The organism is Oceanobacillus jeddahensis, assembly GCF_000750635.1.
Taxonomy (GTDB): domain Bacteria; phylum Bacillota; class Bacilli; order Bacillales; family Amphibacillaceae; genus Oceanobacillus; species Oceanobacillus jeddahense.
This window is the reverse complement of record NZ_CCDM010000006.1, coordinates 177,275-196,796: the sequence shown is the minus strand read 5'-3', so window position 1 is coordinate 196,796 and position 19,522 is coordinate 177,275. Positions and strand designations below refer to the sequence as shown.

The following is a 19,522-nucleotide window of genomic DNA, read 5'->3' as shown; positions in this document are numbered from 1 at the left end:
AGACCAAGGGAAGTGAGAAAGCATCTTACTTCTCTTTTCTTTTCATAAGGAGGAAAAATAATGCATAAAATTGGAGTCATCACAATCGGAGAATCACCTAGGACTGATTTAATTCCAGAAATAAAACGTTTTTTTTCATCTAATATTACTTTTGTAGAACGAGGCGTTTTGGATAACTTATCCAATATAGAACTAGCAGAAATCTCCCCAAAAAACGGACAAACGACATTAATTTCCAGGAAAAATAATGGCACACCTGTGGAAATGGCAAAAGAAAAAATTATACCAATGATTCAAAGTATCATTGACGACCTTCACCATAAAGTAGATTTAATTATACTGGCGTGTACTGGTGTTTTTCCAACTTTTTCTTCCAACATTCCTATAATCTACCCGGATCATTTACTTAATTATGTATCTCAAGGTATATTTAAAGTGAAAGAAAATATCGGTGTTATTGTCCCACTGCCAGAGCAAATCAATTCCATTAAAGCAAAATGGGCAACAGCTGGTTTTCAAGCTATTACAGCTACTTGTTCACCATATCACTTTCAAGAGCAAGCAATGATTAAAGCGATCGTAGCATTTGAAAATGCAAATGTAAACACGGTCGTTCTTGATTGTATAGGATATACGCAGCCAATGAAAGAATTAATACAAAAGCAATCTGATAAATTTATTATCCTATCCAGAAACATTATATTTAAAACTGTGTCTGAATTATTTTAAATAGCGATGGGAATTATATAAAACGAAACTTCATTCAGTGAGAGTTTTTCGACGCACAACTCTTTACGATGGGGCGAGTAATCGCAAAAGCTCTTCGGTGGGGCGAGTAATCGCAGTCCCAGTCCCAGTCCCAGGACGTCGCGAACTTAGTCTGCTTCCTTCATTCTCCCACTGAATTAGCCTTAGTGATTCAGGGAGGTAGCGCCCGTTATCTCCCGCCTAAATTAATTTATTTTCGCTCTTTATTTTGTGGCGGGAGTTTTACGGGCGGTTCTCCGTGATAAATATAAAAAATTATATATTTTTTTAATGGAATCTGATGTTCTAAAATGAAAGGCATCTGATTAGCGATTATATTATCATGTGTACGATAAAGGATAGGTTATGCAGATTCAAACTGGTTTCCTATCCTTTTTATTTTCCATTATGAAAAAGCATTACAGGCTCAGTAATGGAACATAGATAGTAATTTATTGTACAATGAATACATTATTGTTTGATCAACCTGATTGATTCATATTCAAGAATATACAGCGTTAATACCTTTATAAGGGAGGAGCATTATGAAAAAGGTACATGAACTAACCACAATAAAAATGACCGAAGATTTTTTGAATGACCATGCGTTAAGCTTCCTTTTTGTATCCAGACCAGATTGCAGTGTATGTCATGCCTTATTACCAAAGTTAAGAGAATTGTTGGATAACTATCCTCTTATCCATCTCGGACATATTGATGCTGCAAACGTAGAAGAAGTGGCAGAAAAATTCTCGGTTTTTACTGTACCCATCATGCTGTTGATTATAGAAGGCAAAGAATATATCCGGGCAGACCGCTTCGTCCGTTTAGAACAATTAGAAGACAAACTGGACCAGATATATGAATTGTACACCCAATAAAACAGATTAGACATTGCCGCAATTGCTGCAATGTCTTTTTCATCTTAAAATAGCAATATTGATTAACTGTTTATCACGGAGAACCGCCCGTAAGACTCCCACTGAATGAAGTTTCGTTTTATATCATTGTCTGACTGTGCAGATAGCTTAAAAGAGACTCCCTTTGTTTAAGGAAGACTCAATTTGGCCGTTCTACCTCCATCTACTGTATAGATTTGCCCGGTGATAAACCCTGCCTCCTCGGCTGCAAGAAAAGCCACAAGTGCTGCTACTTCTTCAGGAGAACCTGTACGAGCCACCGGATGAATGCGTCCAATATCGTTTCGAAATGCCTCCGCATCAGCTGTTTTTTCAATAAAATTCAGGTTTAGTTCCGTATCAATCCATCCTGGGGCTACAGCATTACAGCGAATCCCCTCATGACCGTGGTCGACTGCTATCGCACGAGTCAATCCATGGATTCCTGCCTTGGAAGCACTATACGCCGCATGTCCAGGATTAGCAGCCAATCCCTCTACCGAACCAGTATTAACGATACTGCCCTGTGTTTTACGCAGATAAGGCAATGCTGCACGAACCAGAAGGAAAGGAGCAGTTAAGTTCACATGAAGATTACGTTCCCAATCCTCCAGGCTTAATTCTTCAATTGCAGCCTCTTGCATCACTCCTGCATTGTTAATAAGCACATCAAGTCTTCCATTCCGGGAGATGACCTCTTCAATAACTTGCTCCGGTGTATGTGGATTAGAAAAATCAGCCTCCACCCAATTAAATTCTTCATCCTTACCACGTTGTGCCGTGATAACAGTTGCTCCTTCATCACACAGCCGGCAAGCGATAGCCCGGCCAATCCCTGAACGGCCACCTGTTACCAGTGCTACTTTGTTTTCAAAACGCTTCATTTGTTTCGGCAATTGTCAAATACCTCCTTCATATCATCGGGGTTGCAATTCCTTTCTATAAAGCAACGCGTTATCCCGTGATGGAAATCTCTTTACCTGTACGAATCATCTCGCTCCCTAAATTTTCATCCTATTGCATTCAAAACATTCCAACGTTTAAGTTTTAAAAGAAAGTTATCCTTAGTGTAACATGACTTTTTATCCTTTTTCATATTAACGTTTTACAAATAACTTTTCCCATAGCACTGATCTAAAACGAATTTAGGCTTTTCCATTAAAGTTGGAGGAGTATGTCAAGATGTTTTCTATGTCATGAACTTCATAATAACCTTGTCAAACAACTTTCCAGCCAAATATTGCAGCACCATTTTTCCAGATAAAAAATAAGCAATCTGATACATACGACATTCTGAATAACTTCCTGGAAGGTTATAATAATTTATAAAACGAAACTTCATTCAGTGGGGGTTTTCGCCCTTCTCCCACTGAATTAGCCTTAGTGATTCAGGGAGGTAGCGCCCGTTATCTCCCGCCTAAATTAATTTATTTTCGCTCTTTATTTTGAGGCGGGAGTTTTACGGGCGGTTCTCCGTGATAAAGATACATTTACATATTATGCAAACCATTTATTCCCTTTTAATCCATATTGTTTCTTCTTTACTATCTATGGAAAAATGTAATGATGTGGTACAATAATAAATCTGTACATTATTTTACTCCCCCAATAAACTTAATCATCTTTTACAAACATGTAACACAAAACGCTACCCATTTATTCAACATACATCAATGAAGGAGGAATTTTATAAGAAATGGAAAACTTTACAATTTGGTCATTAATGATAGATATCAGTATTATTTCAGGATTACTTTTGGCAGGAACCATCTTGCGGGCAAAAGTGAGATGGATTCAATCCTTGTTCCTGCCAGCCAGCATGATTGCCGGATTTCTTGGACTTGCATTTGGTCCAAGCGGGGTTGGTATTCTGCCCTTTTCGGAACAGTTCAGCAGTTATCCTACATTGCTAATTGCAGTTATTTTTGGAGCGATTCCGATCGGAGCTGCAAAGGTGCGGTTATCGGAAGTATTCCATCGTGTCCGTGACATGTTCTCTTACTCTATTATTTTAACATTATCCATGTGGGGAGCAGGTGTCTTATTCGCTTTACTTATTTTAAACCCAATATTCAGGGACTTGCCAAATGGATTTGGACTTATTTTAGGGGCGGGATTTTTAGGCGGGCATGGCACAGCAGCAGCTATTGGAGAAGGATTAGCACATGCCGGCTGGGAAGAAGCAATGGACCTTGGCATGACCTCTGCCACTGTGGGGATTCTGGTTGCTGTTTTAGGAGGACTATTTCTTATAAAACGCAGTACGGAAAACGGGCATACCACATTTATTTCAAGCTTCAAGGACCTCCCCTCTGAATTAAAATCCGGATTAATGCCGGCATCCAAACGGTCCGCTATGGGGCAAGAAACGGTATCATCCAATTCGATTGACCCACTTGTTCTGCACTTAGCAATTATCGCTTTTTTAATCGGTATTTCTTATTGGCTGACAAATATACTAACAGAGTTGATACCAGCTGTGTCCATACCGTTATTCAGTGTCGCCTTTATACTAGGTTTAGCCTTTCAAGGAATCAGCCGGCAATTAAAGGCTGATAAATATATTGACGGGCGGGTTATGGAGCGTATCGGCGGAACCGCTACTGATTTCCTGGTTGCTTTTGGTATTGCTTCGATCAATATTACGGTAGTGATGGATTATGCATTGCCGCTCGTGCTATTATTTGCCTTTGGTATTCTGTGGGCATATATTCTATTTCGTTTCGTCGGTCCAAATATATTCAGAGATTTTTGGTTAGAGAAATCTATTTTTGGCTGGGGCTGGAGCACCGGTACTGTTGCTATGGGGCTAGCACTTTTACGAATTGTTGACCCGGAACTGAAAAGCCGGACACCAGAAGACTATGCGCTGGGTTATGTAGGTGTAGCACCTGTTGATATTATTATTGTTACCTTTGCTCCGATTCTTTTCGCACTTGGGCTCACTTGGCTGATTCCAATCGTCCTCTTGCTTGGCACGGCTGTTGTTATTGTGATTTACAAGAAAGCAGGCTGGTGGGGCCAGGGCAAACATCAAAACACATCGAGCTAACATGCTTGATGTGTTTTTTCTTTTTCAAATTTATATAGTACGGATTAAAAAATATCCCCGCCGACATTATAGATGTGATATAAGTGTGCCTCCAGCAGCTCCAGCCACAACAATTAACCAAGGCGGCAGCTTCCAATACACCAGCATACTGAATAATACAGCCGCAAACGCAAAATCAACCGGACCCAGGATAGCGCTTGTCCAAATAGGATGATAAAAAGCAGAAATTAAAATCCCTACGACAGCAGCATTTACTCCCATCAGCGCTCCCTTCATATTTTGATTTTGACGGATTTGATTCCAAAATGGCAATGTACCAAGAATAAGCAGAAATGCCGGCAAAAATATAGCTACGATTGCCAACAATCCACCTGACCATCCACTAATAACAGCACCGATATATGCCGCAAAAGTAAATAATGGTCCCGGGACAGCCTGCGCAGCTCCATAACCAGCTAAAAAGGAAGTTTCATCCATCCAGCCTGTCAACACAAATTCATGCTCCAGCAACGGCAATACCACATGTCCACCACCGAAAACAAGTGAACCAGAACGGTAAAAACGATCAAACATATCGATCCAATTCAGCGCTGTCACTTCTTTTAAAATCGGAAGCAAAATAAGTAGTCCGAAAAAGAGCGATAGACAAAAACTCCCCAGCTTTCGGGAAATCGGAAAAACAAATTGCGATTCCTCTGTCTCCGCATGATTCTTATATACTGCATAGCCGATTAGACCTGCTAATAAAATAACGCCAACCTGTGTAAAGGCTGTTTGCCATAATAAAGTAAATACTAAAGCAAATAGTGCAATAGCTTTACGTCCACGGTCTGGTGTTAACTTTTGGGCCATTCCCAAAATTGCATGAGCAACAACAACTACGGCAACGATTTTTAATCCTTGAATCCATCCTGCTTCCTCAAAAGATGTTCCTTGCAAAACCAACGCAAAAATAATTAGTGCGATCACAGAAGGAAGCGTAAAGCCGATAAAAGAAACAATTCCCCCAAGTATTCCTCCGCGCATAACACCAATACCGATACCAACTTGACTACTTGCCGGTCCCGGTAAAAACTGGCACAGAGCGACTAAATCACTATAATTTCTTTCATCCATCCATTTTCTTTTTCGAACATATTCTTCGTGAAAATATCCGAGATGCGCAATCGGCCCGCCAAAAGATGTCAGACCTAACCGCGTAGAAATAAGCAGGATTTCTAATAGTAGTTTGAATTTCTCTTTTGATGTTGTATGATTCACCCAGTACACCCTTCCCTATCAGTCTTTAATTTCTTTAAACAGTTCATATGCTTTCTCCCGAGCTTCCTCCAGCACAATCCGCCCTTTATCGGTAGCGGTATAGTATTTTCTTATTTTTCCACCTGCATTACATTCTTCCATACTCAATAGCCCGTCTTTTTCCATCGAGTGAAGAATCGGATATAAGGTACCTGGACTTATCTTGTATCCATGCTCCTTTAATTCATCCAGCATCCATACACCAAAAATTGGGTGTTCCATTGCATGATGCAGAATATGAATTTGAATAAATCCCAAAAATAACTTTCTTAGTATTTTTTCTTCCAATTTGATTCATCCCCTGAAGCATTGATATCGAAGCTTGATATCGGATTTCGTTATTAATTTACCATCAAGGCTTAACCAGTTCAATCCATCATCTAAAAAATTTACAGAAACTTTACAAAACAGCAAAAAGCCAATCTATCCCATATACATATGGTATAAATTGACTTTTCAAAATGGAATGTTTTTTTAATTTGCTATTAAGCCCCTTCTATCATATCCCGCCTATTATAGCCGAGGTAACCAATAATCATCAAAGCAATACTGATCCCTGTTATAATCATAAAAACAGGTGCATCGAAGCTGTCCATCGGCATTTGCGGAATCCAGCTTTGTACAGCTGTCTTTAAAAAGCCCTCCGGTAAATCCAAAATACCATCAAAGTAATTCAGAATAAAAGAATAGCCCAGATACGCATAGACTACTTTTCCTAACTTCGGTGCCCAGCCAAGCGCTAAAGCTGCAAGTCCTGTAAAGAATAATACGGATGGAAAGAAGTTATAACCCGCAGCCAGAAAATCACTGATATCCAGCGCGGCATTGTCGCCCATGACAGATATAGCCGTACCTCCGAGACCGCCAGCTGCCAGCAACGTTCCAATCAAACCTGCTAAAACTGCTAACCCGATCGTCGTCCAGTAAAGTTGACCGCGAGTGACTTTTGTGGCATGTAGCTGACTTAAATGCAAGCGGCTCTCTTCTGCAAAAAGCTTATTCACAATGACAATCGGCAAAATAGAAACCAAAACCATCATGACCATCATGATGGTTCCTGTGAAGGATTCCTCAATGGAAACGCCTGACTGTGCAAACATTTGCGCCATCATCTCGTTACTTTCAAGGAATGACTGCATATCTCCATAAATGGAACCGTACGCTGCTCCCATCACTGCAAAGCCAATCAGCCAGCCTATAGTGACTCCTTTATTCAGTTTGGCAAACAGCCCCTGTACAGATAATAGAGACCGTCTTGCATGCGCTCTTCCTTCTCTTTCAGGCAGGTAACCAGCCCCCATATCACGCCCGCCTTCCAATGCAAAGGCAATGATTACCATCACAGCACTGAAAATCAAAGCAAAAATAATCGGCAGCCAGTTGTTCTCTGTAAATGGATAAGTTAAGTACGTCCAGCCGAGCGGATTGAACATGGATAAATCCACATTCGATACATCGGTTCCAGCACGAATAATATAGAGCAATCCAACCAAACCTAAGCTTGAACCTGTCGCACTGGATGAAGCAGGCATGATTTGCGCCATCACTAGTCCAATAGACGCTCCAATCATACCAGCTATGCAAACAGATGCTCCAAATAAAAAGGATCCCTGAATCGTAATTGAATCAGCACCAAAGCTTATTAACAATCCACTAATAAAAAGCGCCAACAACATATTAATAACAATCACTTCTGCCATTGCAGCAAGTGAATTTGCCTGCCGTCCAATTTGAAAAGAGCGTACAAGCTCTGTCAGTCCAAGATCTTCTTCCTTTCTGGTGTGTCCAACAACATGCAGGACAGACATAATCATCGCAAACAATCCGCAGAATAATAACATCTCATGCGCATACATCGCTCCTAATGTATATTCCGCTGCAGTTTCAATGGGTGTCGGACCAACCATAGAAATCATCGCCGGGTTTTGCAGCGTTTCAAACATGCCTGCCAGCCCTTGCCCTTTTGCAATTTCTTCAAAAGCAGGTACAAAGCCCCCAGAAAATAAACCCACTCCCAAAATCCAAAAAATCATCTTTTTCCAATCTCGTTTCACATACTGCCAAAACAAGGTATCCCAACGCGCAAATTTTTCCTTCATGGTTCTTTCACCTCCTATATCCGCACTTATCCTTCATAATGCCGCATGAATAAATCTTCCAGTGTTGGCGGAACAGCTTCAAATTTCTTCACGCCCAATTTCGTTGCTTCCGCTAGAATCGTATTGATGTATTTATTGTCAGCAGAAAAGGTTGCTTGGTTGTCTTTCTGCGTAAAATCATGAACACCTTCAACAAATTCCATTTGCGAAACATCCGCTTCTGTGGATAAAGTTACTGCAGAACGGGTTAAATGGCGTAATTCATCCAATGTCCCGGACTCTACAATCTCCCCTTGGCGAATAATGACGACCCTGTCCGCTAATCGCTCTACCTCACTCAAAATATGCGAAGACAGCAAAATGGATTTTCCTGCCTCTTTGATTTTTTCTACCTCTTCCTGAAAAACGGCTTCCATTAATGGATCCAGCCCGGAAGTCGGCTCATCAAAAATATACAAATCTGAATCCACAGATAGAGCAGCGATCAAACCAACTTTTTGCCTGTTTCCTTTGGAGTATCCTTTAGCCTTTTTCTTCGGATCCAATTCGAAACGTTTGATTAAATAATCCCGTTTTTGCTTATCTCCGCCACCATGCAGCTTCATAAACAAGTCAATGATTTCTCCACCAGTCAAACTTCCCCAGAGTGCAACATCTCCTGGCACATAGGAAATACGTTTATGGATTTCCAGACTCTCTTTCCAAACGTCCTTTCCAAATATTTCTGCCTGCCCGGCATCTCGCTTAATAATCCCCAATAAAGCGCGAATCGTAGTTGATTTACCTGCACCGTTTGGACCGATAAAACCGACCACTTCCCCTGCCTCTACCGTGAAATTCACATCACTTAACGCTTGAAATTTACCAAACTTCTTTTGCAAGCCTTGTAATTTCACAATGTTTGTCATAAGGCTGACACCCCTTCTCTTCTTATTTTCATACACGGTTTATCCAGTTCTGCCCTTTAAACCATGCAGCAGACAAGATAAAACCACTAGTCACTTTACAGTTCAAAAATATAGATTAAATAAAAGTTTAAAACTATAAATCTATATTATGGTTCAATATTATTCCTTTTGATCCTTGAAGTCAATATAATATATACTATTTTTTATTTGCCAGTTCATAATTAGACAGATATAATAAATAGGAAGAGAAACGTTCATTTACAAAAATTTTTCATGAATGTTCAACAGAAAGCAGGTCATATATGTGAATGGTTTTGAAAAAAGAACAGAAGAAAAGAAAAAGAAAATTTTAGAAGCAGCTTTTGAACTGATGAATGGAGATACAGATGCCGGCAATATAACCATGGAGGAAATTGCGAAACATGCAAATGTCGGCAAAGCTACCCTTTTTAAATATTTTGGCAGCAAGGATAACCTGATTCACGAAGTTTTCCAGGATTTTATTAACCGGCTGATTACGGATGCAAAAAATATTATGGCTGAAAATAAACCTTTTGAAGAAACACTGATTGCATTAAGTCAAAATAAAATCGGTCTGTTGGATAAAATTAGTCATCCCTTTTACATGCGAATGATGGATTTTTTCACAAAGAAGGATGCGGATGGCTTATCTTTGATAATGCAGAAATTTGATGAAGTGAATTACGGTATGATGCTGGATTTATTTCACCGTGGCCGGAAAGAGGGGAAAGTAGACTTGAAATACTCGGATGAATTTCTGATACTTTATTTCCAGACCGTTGTAGAAGGCATCTCCAAGCCCCATATTTATGAGAAAATTGCCCCTTATACCGAGGAATGGACGGAAATGCTTATTAAAGGAATTGCGCCGAGGAAGGATTGACATTTTTTAAAAGAAAAGGGAAGGACCATCTCTCGTATGGCCTTCCCTCTTTCTTACTAATATCCCACTTCAACTACGGCATTCACAATATACATTAAGTCATTTTTATCCTCTTGGTCTCTTAGAAAGACACCGTTTGTTGCAGCCAATCCGCCTTCTAACTTTTCCACCGTCACCTCTCCATACGGTACGGCTTCTTTAATCTTTTCCTCATCCAGTTTCTCCATATCTCTAGGGATACCTAATTTCACATTCACTTTCATATTTTTTACATCCTGATCAGGCAAGGCATATTCAATCCCCGGCATCGAATTATAATGAATTGCATCCTTCACAGCACGCTCTGCCGCCTGATTAACATTTTGTCCGTGTAAATCTATCCCCGTACCTGTCTGAATAAATATCATTTTTTCCATGCTGCTCTCTCCTTCCTGATTTTTAATCTTTCTTTTTGAGTCATACTCTGTATACCCGCTTCTGTCCGAAGTACAAAACACTGTCAATCTTCCAATTACTTATACTTTCCATCGTTTTAGGTTATTGCTGCATCATTGATTACATTGAAGGTGAACGGGCTATTTACTTATTTTTTCCCGATATCATTCATGATAAAACACTTCTTCATATACTTTATTTCAAAGTAACACAAAGTTTATTGTTTATTTTATGATTACACGGAATATTAAAGCAGCAATGATACCTGTATTTTTTATACCTTTTTATATTTAATTTAATTCTCAAAAATCACATCGTTCTTTAGGTATATAGTTATAAACTCAAACAAGCATTTCGGTCTAATTAATAAATAACCTTCTAAATTATTAGGTCTTTTATTTCATTTTATTACAAAAAATATATTGAATTTCCATACATTTTCATGGTAATATAATTCTAGTCTTTTCGGCTCTTACCTTATTTTTTATATCAAAGAGAATTATAGAGACAAATTCATTAGAACAAGGAGATTATATCGTGAAAAAAAGAATAGCTATCATTCTACTCTTAAGCACCATTTTTATTGCTGGCTGCGGAAGTAGTAAAAGTGCAGTAAAATCAATAGCCGGAGATTGGAATTTAGATTCTGATCAAGCAAACTTTAATGTAGATATATCAAAGAAAGGAAAAATTAATATCCAAATACAAAATCCCTACGAGGAACTATATTTTGAAGACCTGCAAGAAATTTCTGGTATGAGCGATTCAGAAAAGGCAGAAAACGAAGTGTCGGATTTATCCCTTGTTTATCAAATTGATAATGAGAAATCAAACATCAATGATACATATGAAAAAAATGAAGCACTTTATAATAAATATGGTGACGCTGATAATATTAACACCGATACAGATAACCTATCTGCTTATTTAGAAAATGAAAACAAATCGAATCTATTTATTGCCGATTTAATCGGTTTTGAAATAAATATCTATAGTGAATACAGTGAGGAATTTGATTGGCTGGTAGAAGAACTCGAATACGAATGGGATGATGAATTCGGAGATATAGAAATTGTAGAACAGACAAATAATCATTTACAATTACAATTTACAATATCCGATTTAAATGATTTTGATCATGATGAGTTTGGATATTTAATGGATTACGCTACAGAGTTAGCTTTATTACAGGTTTCTGATGAATATATGCTGATCAATGTAGATGAAGATGCCGAAACATATGCCTCCTCCGTTCTTCAGGATCAAAAGGCATGGAAAAAAGAACATAGATAAGAATCCACTGAAAATTTATTATAGTTAAAGGAGGCAGCGTTGTGTACAATAAAGTACAAACGCTGCCTTTTTCAGCCTGACCTTAAGGCTGTCAAGATCCTACCCCCGATTTTAGCAATTATTGACTACAGGCCGATGTTGCTACAAATGTCCTGTTGCTATTACCATTCAAAAGTATTTGCCATCTCCATCGCTTTCGTAGTGCCTTTTTCACTCCTTTCTGCCCGTTTCCTGACCTCATTTCTTAATGTTGCACAAAAATTCTGCTCCAACTTTAGTTTAATTGCATTTCTCAAAGACTCTTTTAAGAGTTCATCTGACAAATGCCTAAGACTGTTCATTGATATTCCTCCCACGTTTGCGTTTTTGAAACCTTTGTTTTGAATAATCGGAAGTAGAATCTATCTAAAATTTTACAAAGTGAGACAAAAAGGGCAAAACAATTCGACAATAAGTGCTGGAGAAAATTAAGTTTTCCATAACTTTCGAACAATGAACATAAAAGCAAACAAAGACTAAATTTGTAGAGTTAATTGCAATAAAGATGCATTGGTTATATTTATTTGGTACTTTTTTCTTCCTATTGTCGGAAGCATTATTTTCTATATTTTTAGCCTTCTTCACTAAAAAATATTGATATTAATTAAATACAAAATATAATAAGCTATAGATTATCCTCTATCTCATATCATCATTTTATAAAACCTTAATTTAAATTACTTTAAATCCCATAAAAGTATATATTATCCATAAAGCAATTCATTTTTATTACCAATGATTTAAAAACACATCGCTTAACGGATTTTATAAGCCATTCAAACTATTTCCCGGGAAATTCCTAACCACTTTGAATACGTTATTCTTTTTCCATTCATTGAATATGTCTCTTTTCATAAGAAATTTAAAATAATAAAACGAAACTTTCTGCAACCATTATTTCCCCCCTAATTTTATGACCTTTTGTAGATAATTCATTTTGACACCCTCCAAGTACTATGATAGACTTCACGCTTTAAGTTAACTTTAGGTTTATTTTATAAAATAAAAAGGAGCGAAAGAAATGACCTATTCGATTGGAGAAGGTGCAAAAAAAATTAAATCTTTCTATACCAACTTTGCGTTATTATGATAGAGAAGGGCTTATTCCATTTATCGAACGTTCGGATAATGGAACCAGAGTTTTTAAAGAATCCGATATCGAATTACTAAATATCATTCAGTGCTTAAAATCCAGCGGAATGGCTATTAAAGATATCAAGATATTTATTGAGTGGTGTGCGGAAGTGGATACCACCCTTCCGCAAAGATATGATTTATTTACAGAGTAAAAAGCTGTTGTAGAGAAGCAAATGGAAGAACTTCAGCAAACAATGGATCTTATTAATCATAAATGTCATTATTATAAAACAGCACTTGAAGCAGGAACCGAGGATATTCATAAAAAGGATAAGATAGGAAATAATGTTTTTTAATCTGCAATAATTATGATATTTCTTTCTAAGTTGAGCACACTTATCAGAGAAACCCCATTGACTTTTATATCAACGGGGTTTCTCTGATCATAATGGCTATTAGCGCTAAAACGGATGAAATCGTTCTTACATGATTCCATAATGTCCATTGCCTTACATAATTATTCCAGTTTTCCATGTTTTTATTTACATCTAAACGACGATTCATTGGAACATTAAAAAATATTGTCACAAGTAATGATCCAATAAAGTAAGTTATAAAACTGATGATTACCCATCTATCAAAAATAGATGGATGAAAAATAATACTCACAATAATGATGATCAATGGGCTAAAAAATTTTGCTAAGAATAATGGGTTTTGTATCTCTTTGTTAATACGTACATCACTTCTCTTCCTTCATGCATTTTATATCCTTTTAATACATTCATGATCGTATTTGAAAAGATAAAGAACAAACCAGCTTGAATGGCTATACTAACTGTATACATAATGAATAGCCAATCCATCATTGCCAGACACCTTGTGTAATAGACTGTGTAATAAATGCATCAAAAGTAGTTGGTTGATCATCCAGCATTTTTTCTAATTCATTTGTGGTCATTTCATTTCTACCATCAAATACTTCTTTAAATAACGTCATCAACATAGTTACAAAAATGGAAGAAACACCTTCCTTTTGTAAAATTGCACGATAGTCATCTAAACTTACAGACGTAAAACGGACCTCTTTATTTAATTTTTCCGAAAATTTTTCTGCTAGATCATGAAATGAAAGAAGCTCTGGACCAGTTAGTTCGAATAGTTCATTTTCATATTTTGGATCTGCTAAAACTTTTACAGCAACCTCTGCTATATCGTTCACATCAATAAATGGTTCTTTCACATCAGAAATTGGAAGTACGATCTCACCTGCTGTAACACCGTCGTAAAGGAAATTCTCGCTAAAATTTTGATTAAACCAGCTGCATCTTAAAATATTCCATGTTAATCCGGATTGTCTTAAAATATTTTCTGCTCGTTCGGCACCGCTCTCCCTACGACCTGATAATAGAACAATATGTTTTAACCCAACCTCTTTCGCCATATCACAAAAAAGTTGAATATCTTGCGCTGATTGTTCTACAAACAGATCCGGAAAATACGTGACAAATGCTTGTTTATGCCCTTTTAACGTTTCTCTCCATGTTGTTGAATCACTCCAATCAAAATAAGGATGTATTTTTCTGGAAGCAATCGTTGTTTGTTTGCCAAGTTCTATTAGTTTATCATCCACACGTCTACCTACTTTACCTGTTCCACCTACAATAAGAATGGATTCAGTCATCATGTCAAGGGGATTAGGAAATTCATCGTCAACAAAATAAATAAAACGAAACTTCACGCAGTGGGAGTTTTTGTTCTTCTCCCACTGCGTGTTAGTTGAGTGATTCAGGGAGTTAGCTCACCTGATCTCCCGCCTAAATAAATTTATTTTCACGCTTTATTTTGAGGCGGGAGTTTTACGGACGCTTCTCCGTGATAAAGGGACATCTATTGCTTCTTTATCGTATAAAAAGAAAATCCAAACTTATTTTGAAGAATAAGTTTGGATTACTCTTTCTACATCTCTTTACCACATGATATTGGTTATCATTTTTGGTCTGGATCTTCTTCAGGAGAGTCATGCGCTTTCTGTTCATCTTGCTCATAGGATGCAGCTGCTTCCTGTTTCTTTCTCTCATCAACCTGACGCTGTGTAATAATTTCTCCATCCGGCGTCATATATTTCTTATTCATCTTTCTTGTTTCCGGATCAATAAAGCTATAGATAATCGGAATGACAAACAAGGTTAAGAATGTGCTTGCAGTCAAACCGCCGATAACGACAATTCCCATTGGCGCAATGCCTTCCATGCCTTCTCCCAGTTCCAGGGTCAGTGGAAGCATACCGAGAATCGTGGTAATAGCTGTAATAAGGATTGGTCTGAATCTGTCCTGCACACTGACTTCAATTGCCTCGTAAGCGGACATTCCTTTTTCTTTCTGCTGTTGGATATAATCCACAATCAAGATCGCATTGTTTACAACAATTCCGATAAGGAGAATGAGACCTACCATGGCTATCACACTCAGCGGATTATTTGTGATTAACAGAGACAGAGCAACACCAATAAATGCTAATGGAATCGTCATGATAACTGCAAACGGTGCTTTAAATGATTCAAATTGAGCAACCATGACAAGGTAGATAAATACAATTCCAAGCGCAATGGCTAACATTAATTGCGGGATTGCATCATTAAGCATTTCCATATCTCCGCCCATAGAATGTTCTGTGTTTTCATGCAGGTCAAGATCATCAATCTCATTTTCAATCAGCTGACTGGCTTCATTCAGTGAAAGATTGTCGCTGAAGGAAATGGTTAATTCTCTTGTATCTTCCATCTCATCTCTATTAATAAGCGTAGGTGATTCCCCTTCTTCCAGGGAAGCAACATCTCCTAAATCCACATACTCGCCTTCATCATTTGGAATAGAGATATTTTCAAACGCTGCTTCACTTTCCAAAACATCAGCAGGATATTTCACATTAATGGTAGTAAAGCCGCCCGTTTCTTCAATTGTAGAAGCTTCGACACCATTTGTTGCTTCATATAAAGCTTCTCCAACCTGTGCCGGCTGCAATCCATTATCCCGTGCTTCTGCACGGTCAACAACTACCTGTAATTCTTCCACAGTTCCTTCATTGCTGGAGGTTACACTATTGATGTCCTCCTCCTCTTCCAATGCATCGATCACATCAGTTTCTGCTTCGCCAAGACGTTCTTCATCATCGTCTGAAAGATTCAGTACAACCGTATTTGGCTCTCCTGCACTTGCCTGTGACATCGGAACAACGTTAATCTCTGCAGATGCATCTGTATCCTGAATGTCATCTTCCACTTCATTAATAAACTCGGAAGTCGTTATATTCCGGTCACCGGCATCCGTTAATTGGACGCTTATCGTTGCCGTATTACTTTCATCTGTAAAGGACATCATACCGGATGAACCGGTTGTACTTAGATAAGCATCCACTTCATCATGATTATCCAGTTCAGCTTCAATATTTTCCACAGTCTCTTGTGTGTCTTCCAGCAGGGTTCCTTGTTCTTTTTCAACCTCTACTGTCAGAAAGCCTTCATCTTGTTCCGGCATGAATTCCATTCCCTGCACAGCTAAGCCGACAGCTCCAGCAGCAAATAAGACAACCGCTGTAACCAGGACAGAAGCTCTATGTCTGAGCGTCCATGCCGAGGCTCTTCTTAGTCGTTTCATATAGCCTTTTTGCTTCCGTTTTGTTTCATCCATATTTTTCGGCTCTGTCAAAATACGGCTTGCCAGCATTGGCACAACAGTCACTGCTACGAACAGGGATGCCAGCAGGCTGAACACCACGGTTATCGCTAATGGGGTAAATAATTGTCCCACTAAGCCGGTAACAAACACAACCGGTAGGAAAACAGAAGCTGTCGTTAAGGTAGAAGCAAGTATTGCTGTAAACACTTCCCTCGTTCCTTCCCGCGCTGCCCGTTTAGGATCCTTACCCATGGATAGATGCCTGTAGATATTTTCAATCACAACGATCGAGTTATCCAAGAGCATTCCGATTCCAAGTGCTAAACCGCCTAATGTCATCATGTTGATGCTGATATTTGTGAAAAACAATAACGCAAAAGTAGTAATAACTGAAAACGGAATAGACAGACCGATAATCAACGGCGCTTTCAAGTTTCTTAAAAATGCAAACAGCACAAACATCGCCAATACGGCACCGCTGATAAGGGAAACATAGATACTGTTAATCGCCAGATCTATATACTCCCCTTCGTCATAAAGCGTGCTGACAGAGAGCTGTTCATAATCATCATCTTCCAGTAAAGCATCCAGTTCTTCATTAAACTCCGCATTTACAGAAGAAGCATTCGCACCATCTGCCAACATCATCTCAAGCTGAACAGCATCTTCCTCATTATAACGGGTAATCACCCCGCCGTTATCTTCCGAGATAGACACATCTGCGACATCATCCAGCGTCACTTCTTCATCACCCATATCAAGCAACACCAGATCACGCAGTTCATCCAAGCCTTCCAATTCATTCGTTGTCCGTGTAGAAATATTGTATCCCTGCTCTGTATCCTCAATCGTATTGATAGGCATAGAGATATTATTCGCCTCTATCATTCCGGCAATATCTGACTGTGATAGATTGTAGTCGCTCAGAGCATCTGTATCTAATTCCACAGCTACTTCTCTCTCCATCAACCCATTAATGTTAATAGAAGCAACACCTTGAATGGATTCCAGTTCATTTGCTAAATCATTGACTTGATTTTCAAATTCCACCGTATCTCCATTGGTCGAAGTAGCTGCCATTTGAATACTTGGCATCATGGAAATATCAAATTCGATAAAACTCGGATCTTCCGCCTGCTCTGGTAAATCGGCAGAATCAATCGTCCGGGTTATTTCATTTTCTACTTCATCGATGGTCATATCATAATCAAATTCTAAAAAGACCATCGAGGATGCTTCCTGAGATTGGGAAGAAATATTCTGTAACCCTGTAACCGTAGAAAGATCCTCCTCAAGAGGCTCCGTCACATTATCCAGCACTTCTTCTGGTCCCGCACCTGGATAACTTGTTGCCACAACAGCAACAGGCGGGTTAATATCAGGCATCATTTGAATCGGCAGCCTGGTTAATGAAACCCCACCCAGAATTAAAAGGACCAACATCACAACGATCGTGAATTTTGGTCTCTTAATCGAGAAATTCGATAAATTCTTCACTTACAAAACTCCTTCTATATAAATTTTGGCATAGACCTTTTTTATTGGGTATTTTAAAATTGAACAACGTGTTGTATCATTTATTATAAGGAGAATATGTCCAACAGACAATGAACAATTAAAGTATATCTGTTGAAAAAAAGGAGGTTCTTTTCATGGGGGTCAAAGAACAGACAAAAACAAATTTGAAAGAAGCATTCTGGTCTATTTATAAAGAAAAACCGATTAATAAGATATCCATTAAAGAAATTACAGATACAGCAGGATATAACAGGGGCACCTTCTATAATTATTACAATGACGTCTACGATATTCTGGATGAAATTAAGCAGGGGCTTGTTCCTTCTGAAGAGCTGCTCTCTTCTATTCTGCAGAGCTTTCAAGATAATGATTTGCAAAATCTGAAAGCAGAAAGAGAACAAGCCCGTTACGAGATAGAAAAATCCCAGGATCAAGAGATGAATGAAAAAATCATGGTACTGCTCGGTCCGAATGGCGACCCGGATTTTCTATACGAATACAAAAAAATGGCCCGGGAAAAAATACTGAACCAAGTCAAGGATTTAGATGAAAAAAATCAAAATAAACTGGTATATATTATTGAATTTTTAATTTCCGGAATGATTCATACCTGGCTGCTTTGGAGTGAGAATAATGAAGATATGCCTGAGGAAGAACTGAATAAAATGTTTAACGAAATGGCTGAAATTGGCTTTGAGAAGGTGCTGATTGATATATTTAATGGTGAAAAAGAATAAAAATTGGAATTTCTTAAGCTTGAATACACAACTTACGCACTTTAAATAGTAACTTCCTTACCATAGGAATAGGTGTTGATTGCTCCTTCGATAACTTCCTTGACAAAGACTGGAAGGTGTAGTGTAAAGCACCACTGCGGCGGACCATTTTGCTTTCGACGTACAACGGTTTTGATGGGGCGAGTAATCGCAGCCCCAACCCCAGGACGTTGCGACCTTAGCCTGCCTAGGGGCACGCTCTTCACTAACTTTTGCCAAGAAGAGCGCTTGGCAAAAGTGGATCTTCAGATGGTGCTGATCCCACAGGAGTCAAAACGGTTCGCCTTCGCTAGTGGTATGTTCTATACGGTTGAAATAGCTGAACAAATAAATGATTGTTTATTTGGGCTGAAAAGTCATTATTTCATCCTGAAACAGAACGGTTTATATGCTTATTCTTAGGTGCAATAAAAGATCGATTCCTCTCAATAAGGAAACGGCTCTTGTGATTATTTATTATATTTTTTCTTTTATTTATAAAACGAAACTTCACTTAGTGGGAGTTTTTGTTCTTCTCCCACTGAGTGTTAGTTGAGTGATTCAGGGAGTTAGCGTCCGTTATCTCCCGCCTAAATAAATTTATTTTTACGCTTTATTTTGAGGCGGGAGTTTTATGGACGCTTCTCCGTGATAAAATCATCTGCCAGGGAATGATTTTTTTTACGCACTTTTTCCATTTCTTCAGGAGTACAGGCAAATACGCCATTCGTTGATTCCTCAGCTACATCGTGCAATTCATTTTGCTTGCGGATAATACGTTCTTTATTTTTTATCAACTTCATCTCTCTCCTTTAGTTG

Annotated in this window: 19 protein-coding genes and 1 pseudogene; 7 read left to right on the top strand and 13 right to left on the bottom strand. The window is 38.4% G+C overall.

Going from position 1 to position 19,522, the window contains the following annotated elements; genetic code table 11:
* The first annotated feature begins 60 nt into the window (after positions 1 to 60).
* Together BN986_RS21770 and BN986_RS21765 are read left to right on the top strand one after the other, a co-directional pair.
* The gene (locus tag BN986_RS21770) at positions 61 to 729 is read left to right on the top strand and encodes an AroM family protein (protein ID WP_040984145.1); all 669 of its coding nucleotides are present in this window, start codon (positions 61 to 63) and stop codon (positions 727 to 729) included.
* 563 nt (positions 730 to 1,292) lie between these two features.
* Positions 1,293 to 1,628, top strand: coding sequence for a thioredoxin family protein (locus tag BN986_RS21765; RefSeq protein ID WP_040984143.1), 336 nt, complete (start codon positions 1,293 to 1,295; stop codon positions 1,626 to 1,628).
* Between the two features lie 167 nt (positions 1,629 to 1,795).
* On the opposite strand, the gene BN986_RS21760 is transcribed toward BN986_RS21765, so the two are convergent.
* On the bottom strand, positions 1,796 to 2,542 hold the full coding sequence (locus tag BN986_RS21760; RefSeq protein WP_244445066.1) for an SDR family NAD(P)-dependent oxidoreductase: 747 nt from the start codon (positions 2,540 to 2,542) through the stop codon (positions 1,796 to 1,798).
* Between the two features lie 293 nt (positions 2,543 to 2,835).
* Positions 2,836 to 2,988, bottom strand: coding sequence for a hypothetical protein (locus tag BN986_RS27210; protein WP_157037102.1), 153 nt, complete (start codon positions 2,986 to 2,988; stop codon positions 2,836 to 2,838).
* 354 nt (positions 2,989 to 3,342) lie between these two features.
* Here BN986_RS27210 and BN986_RS21755 point away from each other — a divergent pair, with 354 nt between their 5' ends.
* Positions 3,343 to 4,698: a sodium/glutamate symporter gene (locus BN986_RS21755; protein WP_040984141.1), complete on the top strand. Its 1,356-nt coding sequence runs from the start codon at positions 3,343 to 3,345 to the stop codon at positions 4,696 to 4,698.
* 66 nt (positions 4,699 to 4,764) lie between these two features.
* On the opposite strand, the gene BN986_RS21750 is transcribed toward BN986_RS21755, so the two are convergent.
* The 4 genes from BN986_RS21750 to BN986_RS21735 form a co-directional block, all read right to left on the bottom strand.
* Positions 4,765 to 5,958: a chromate transporter gene (locus BN986_RS21750; protein WP_040984139.1), complete on the bottom strand. Its 1,194-nt coding sequence runs from the start codon at positions 5,956 to 5,958 to the stop codon at positions 4,765 to 4,767.
* 18 nt (positions 5,959 to 5,976) lie between these two features.
* Complete coding sequence (locus BN986_RS21745) at positions 5,977 to 6,285, bottom strand: PadR family transcriptional regulator (RefSeq protein WP_040984136.1); 309 nt, start codon at positions 6,283 to 6,285, stop codon at positions 5,977 to 5,979.
* 197 nt (positions 6,286 to 6,482) lie between these two features.
* Positions 6,483 to 8,096 (bottom strand): ABC transporter permease, encoded by a 1,614-nt coding sequence (locus BN986_RS21740; protein ID WP_040984135.1) that lies wholly within the window; start codon positions 8,094 to 8,096, stop codon positions 6,483 to 6,485.
* Between the two features lie 26 nt (positions 8,097 to 8,122).
* Positions 8,123 to 9,004, bottom strand: a complete 882-nt coding sequence (locus BN986_RS21735; RefSeq protein WP_040984133.1) for an ABC transporter ATP-binding protein — start codon at positions 9,002 to 9,004, stop codon at positions 8,123 to 8,125.
* A 277-nt stretch (positions 9,005 to 9,281) separates the two neighbouring features.
* Here BN986_RS21735 and BN986_RS21730 point away from each other — a divergent pair, with 277 nt between their 5' ends.
* Positions 9,282 to 9,908: a TetR/AcrR family transcriptional regulator gene (locus BN986_RS21730; RefSeq protein ID WP_244445065.1), complete on the top strand. Its 627-nt coding sequence runs from the start codon at positions 9,282 to 9,284 to the stop codon at positions 9,906 to 9,908.
* A 56-nt stretch (positions 9,909 to 9,964) separates the two neighbouring features.
* Here BN986_RS21730 and BN986_RS21725 read toward each other — a convergent pair whose 3' ends face one another.
* Entirely contained in the window at positions 9,965 to 10,324 is a 360-nt protein-coding gene (locus BN986_RS21725; RefSeq protein WP_040984130.1) for a Lin0512 family protein, read from the bottom strand.
* 556 nt (positions 10,325 to 10,880) lie between these two features.
* Here BN986_RS21725 and BN986_RS21720 point away from each other — a divergent pair.
* Positions 10,881 to 11,636, top strand: coding sequence for a hypothetical protein (locus BN986_RS21720; protein ID WP_040984128.1), 756 nt, complete (start codon positions 10,881 to 10,883; stop codon positions 11,634 to 11,636).
* A 161-nt stretch (positions 11,637 to 11,797) separates the two neighbouring features.
* Here BN986_RS21720 and sda read toward each other — a convergent pair whose 3' ends face one another.
* On the bottom strand, positions 11,798 to 11,977 hold the full coding sequence (gene sda, locus BN986_RS21715; protein ID WP_040984126.1) for a sporulation histidine kinase inhibitor Sda: 180 nt from the start codon (positions 11,975 to 11,977) through the stop codon (positions 11,798 to 11,800).
* A gap of 719 nt (positions 11,978 to 12,696) precedes the next feature.
* Between sda and BN986_RS28145 the strand changes: the two are divergent.
* A pseudogene (locus BN986_RS28145) lies at positions 12,697 to 13,108 on the top strand (MerR family transcriptional regulator).
* Between the two features lie 64 nt (positions 13,109 to 13,172).
* Here the strand turns inward: BN986_RS28145 and BN986_RS26410 are convergent.
* The 4 genes from BN986_RS26410 to BN986_RS21700 form a co-directional block, all read right to left on the bottom strand.
* The gene (locus tag BN986_RS26410; protein WP_074435732.1) at positions 13,173 to 13,436 is read right to left on the bottom strand and encodes an anthrone oxygenase family protein; all 264 of its coding nucleotides are present in this window, start codon (positions 13,434 to 13,436) and stop codon (positions 13,173 to 13,175) included.
* A gap of 17 nt (positions 13,437 to 13,453) precedes the next feature.
* Complete coding sequence (locus tag BN986_RS27205) at positions 13,454 to 13,621, bottom strand: hypothetical protein (RefSeq protein WP_157037101.1); 168 nt, start codon at positions 13,619 to 13,621, stop codon at positions 13,454 to 13,456.
* On the bottom strand, positions 13,618 to 14,493 hold the full coding sequence (locus BN986_RS21705) for an NmrA family NAD(P)-binding protein (protein WP_052401050.1): 876 nt from the start codon (positions 14,491 to 14,493) through the stop codon (positions 13,618 to 13,620). Before BN986_RS21705 ends, BN986_RS27205 begins: the two co-directional genes overlap by 4 nt.
* Before the next feature lie 248 nt (positions 14,494 to 14,741).
* The gene (locus BN986_RS21700) at positions 14,742 to 17,927 is read right to left on the bottom strand and encodes an efflux RND transporter permease subunit (RefSeq protein ID WP_052401048.1); all 3,186 of its coding nucleotides are present in this window, start codon (positions 17,925 to 17,927) and stop codon (positions 14,742 to 14,744) included.
* 155 nt (positions 17,928 to 18,082) lie between these two features.
* On the opposite strand from BN986_RS21700, the gene BN986_RS25905 reads away from it, so the two are divergent.
* Positions 18,083 to 18,685: a TetR/AcrR family transcriptional regulator gene (locus tag BN986_RS25905; RefSeq protein WP_052401046.1), complete on the top strand. Its 603-nt coding sequence runs from the start codon at positions 18,083 to 18,085 to the stop codon at positions 18,683 to 18,685.
* Positions 18,686 to 19,335: 650 nt separating this feature from the next.
* Here the strand turns inward: BN986_RS25905 and BN986_RS27200 are convergent.
* Positions 19,336 to 19,500: a hypothetical protein gene (locus tag BN986_RS27200; RefSeq protein WP_157037100.1), complete on the bottom strand. Its 165-nt coding sequence runs from the start codon at positions 19,498 to 19,500 to the stop codon at positions 19,336 to 19,338.
* Between the last annotated feature and the right edge of the window lie 22 nt (positions 19,501 to 19,522).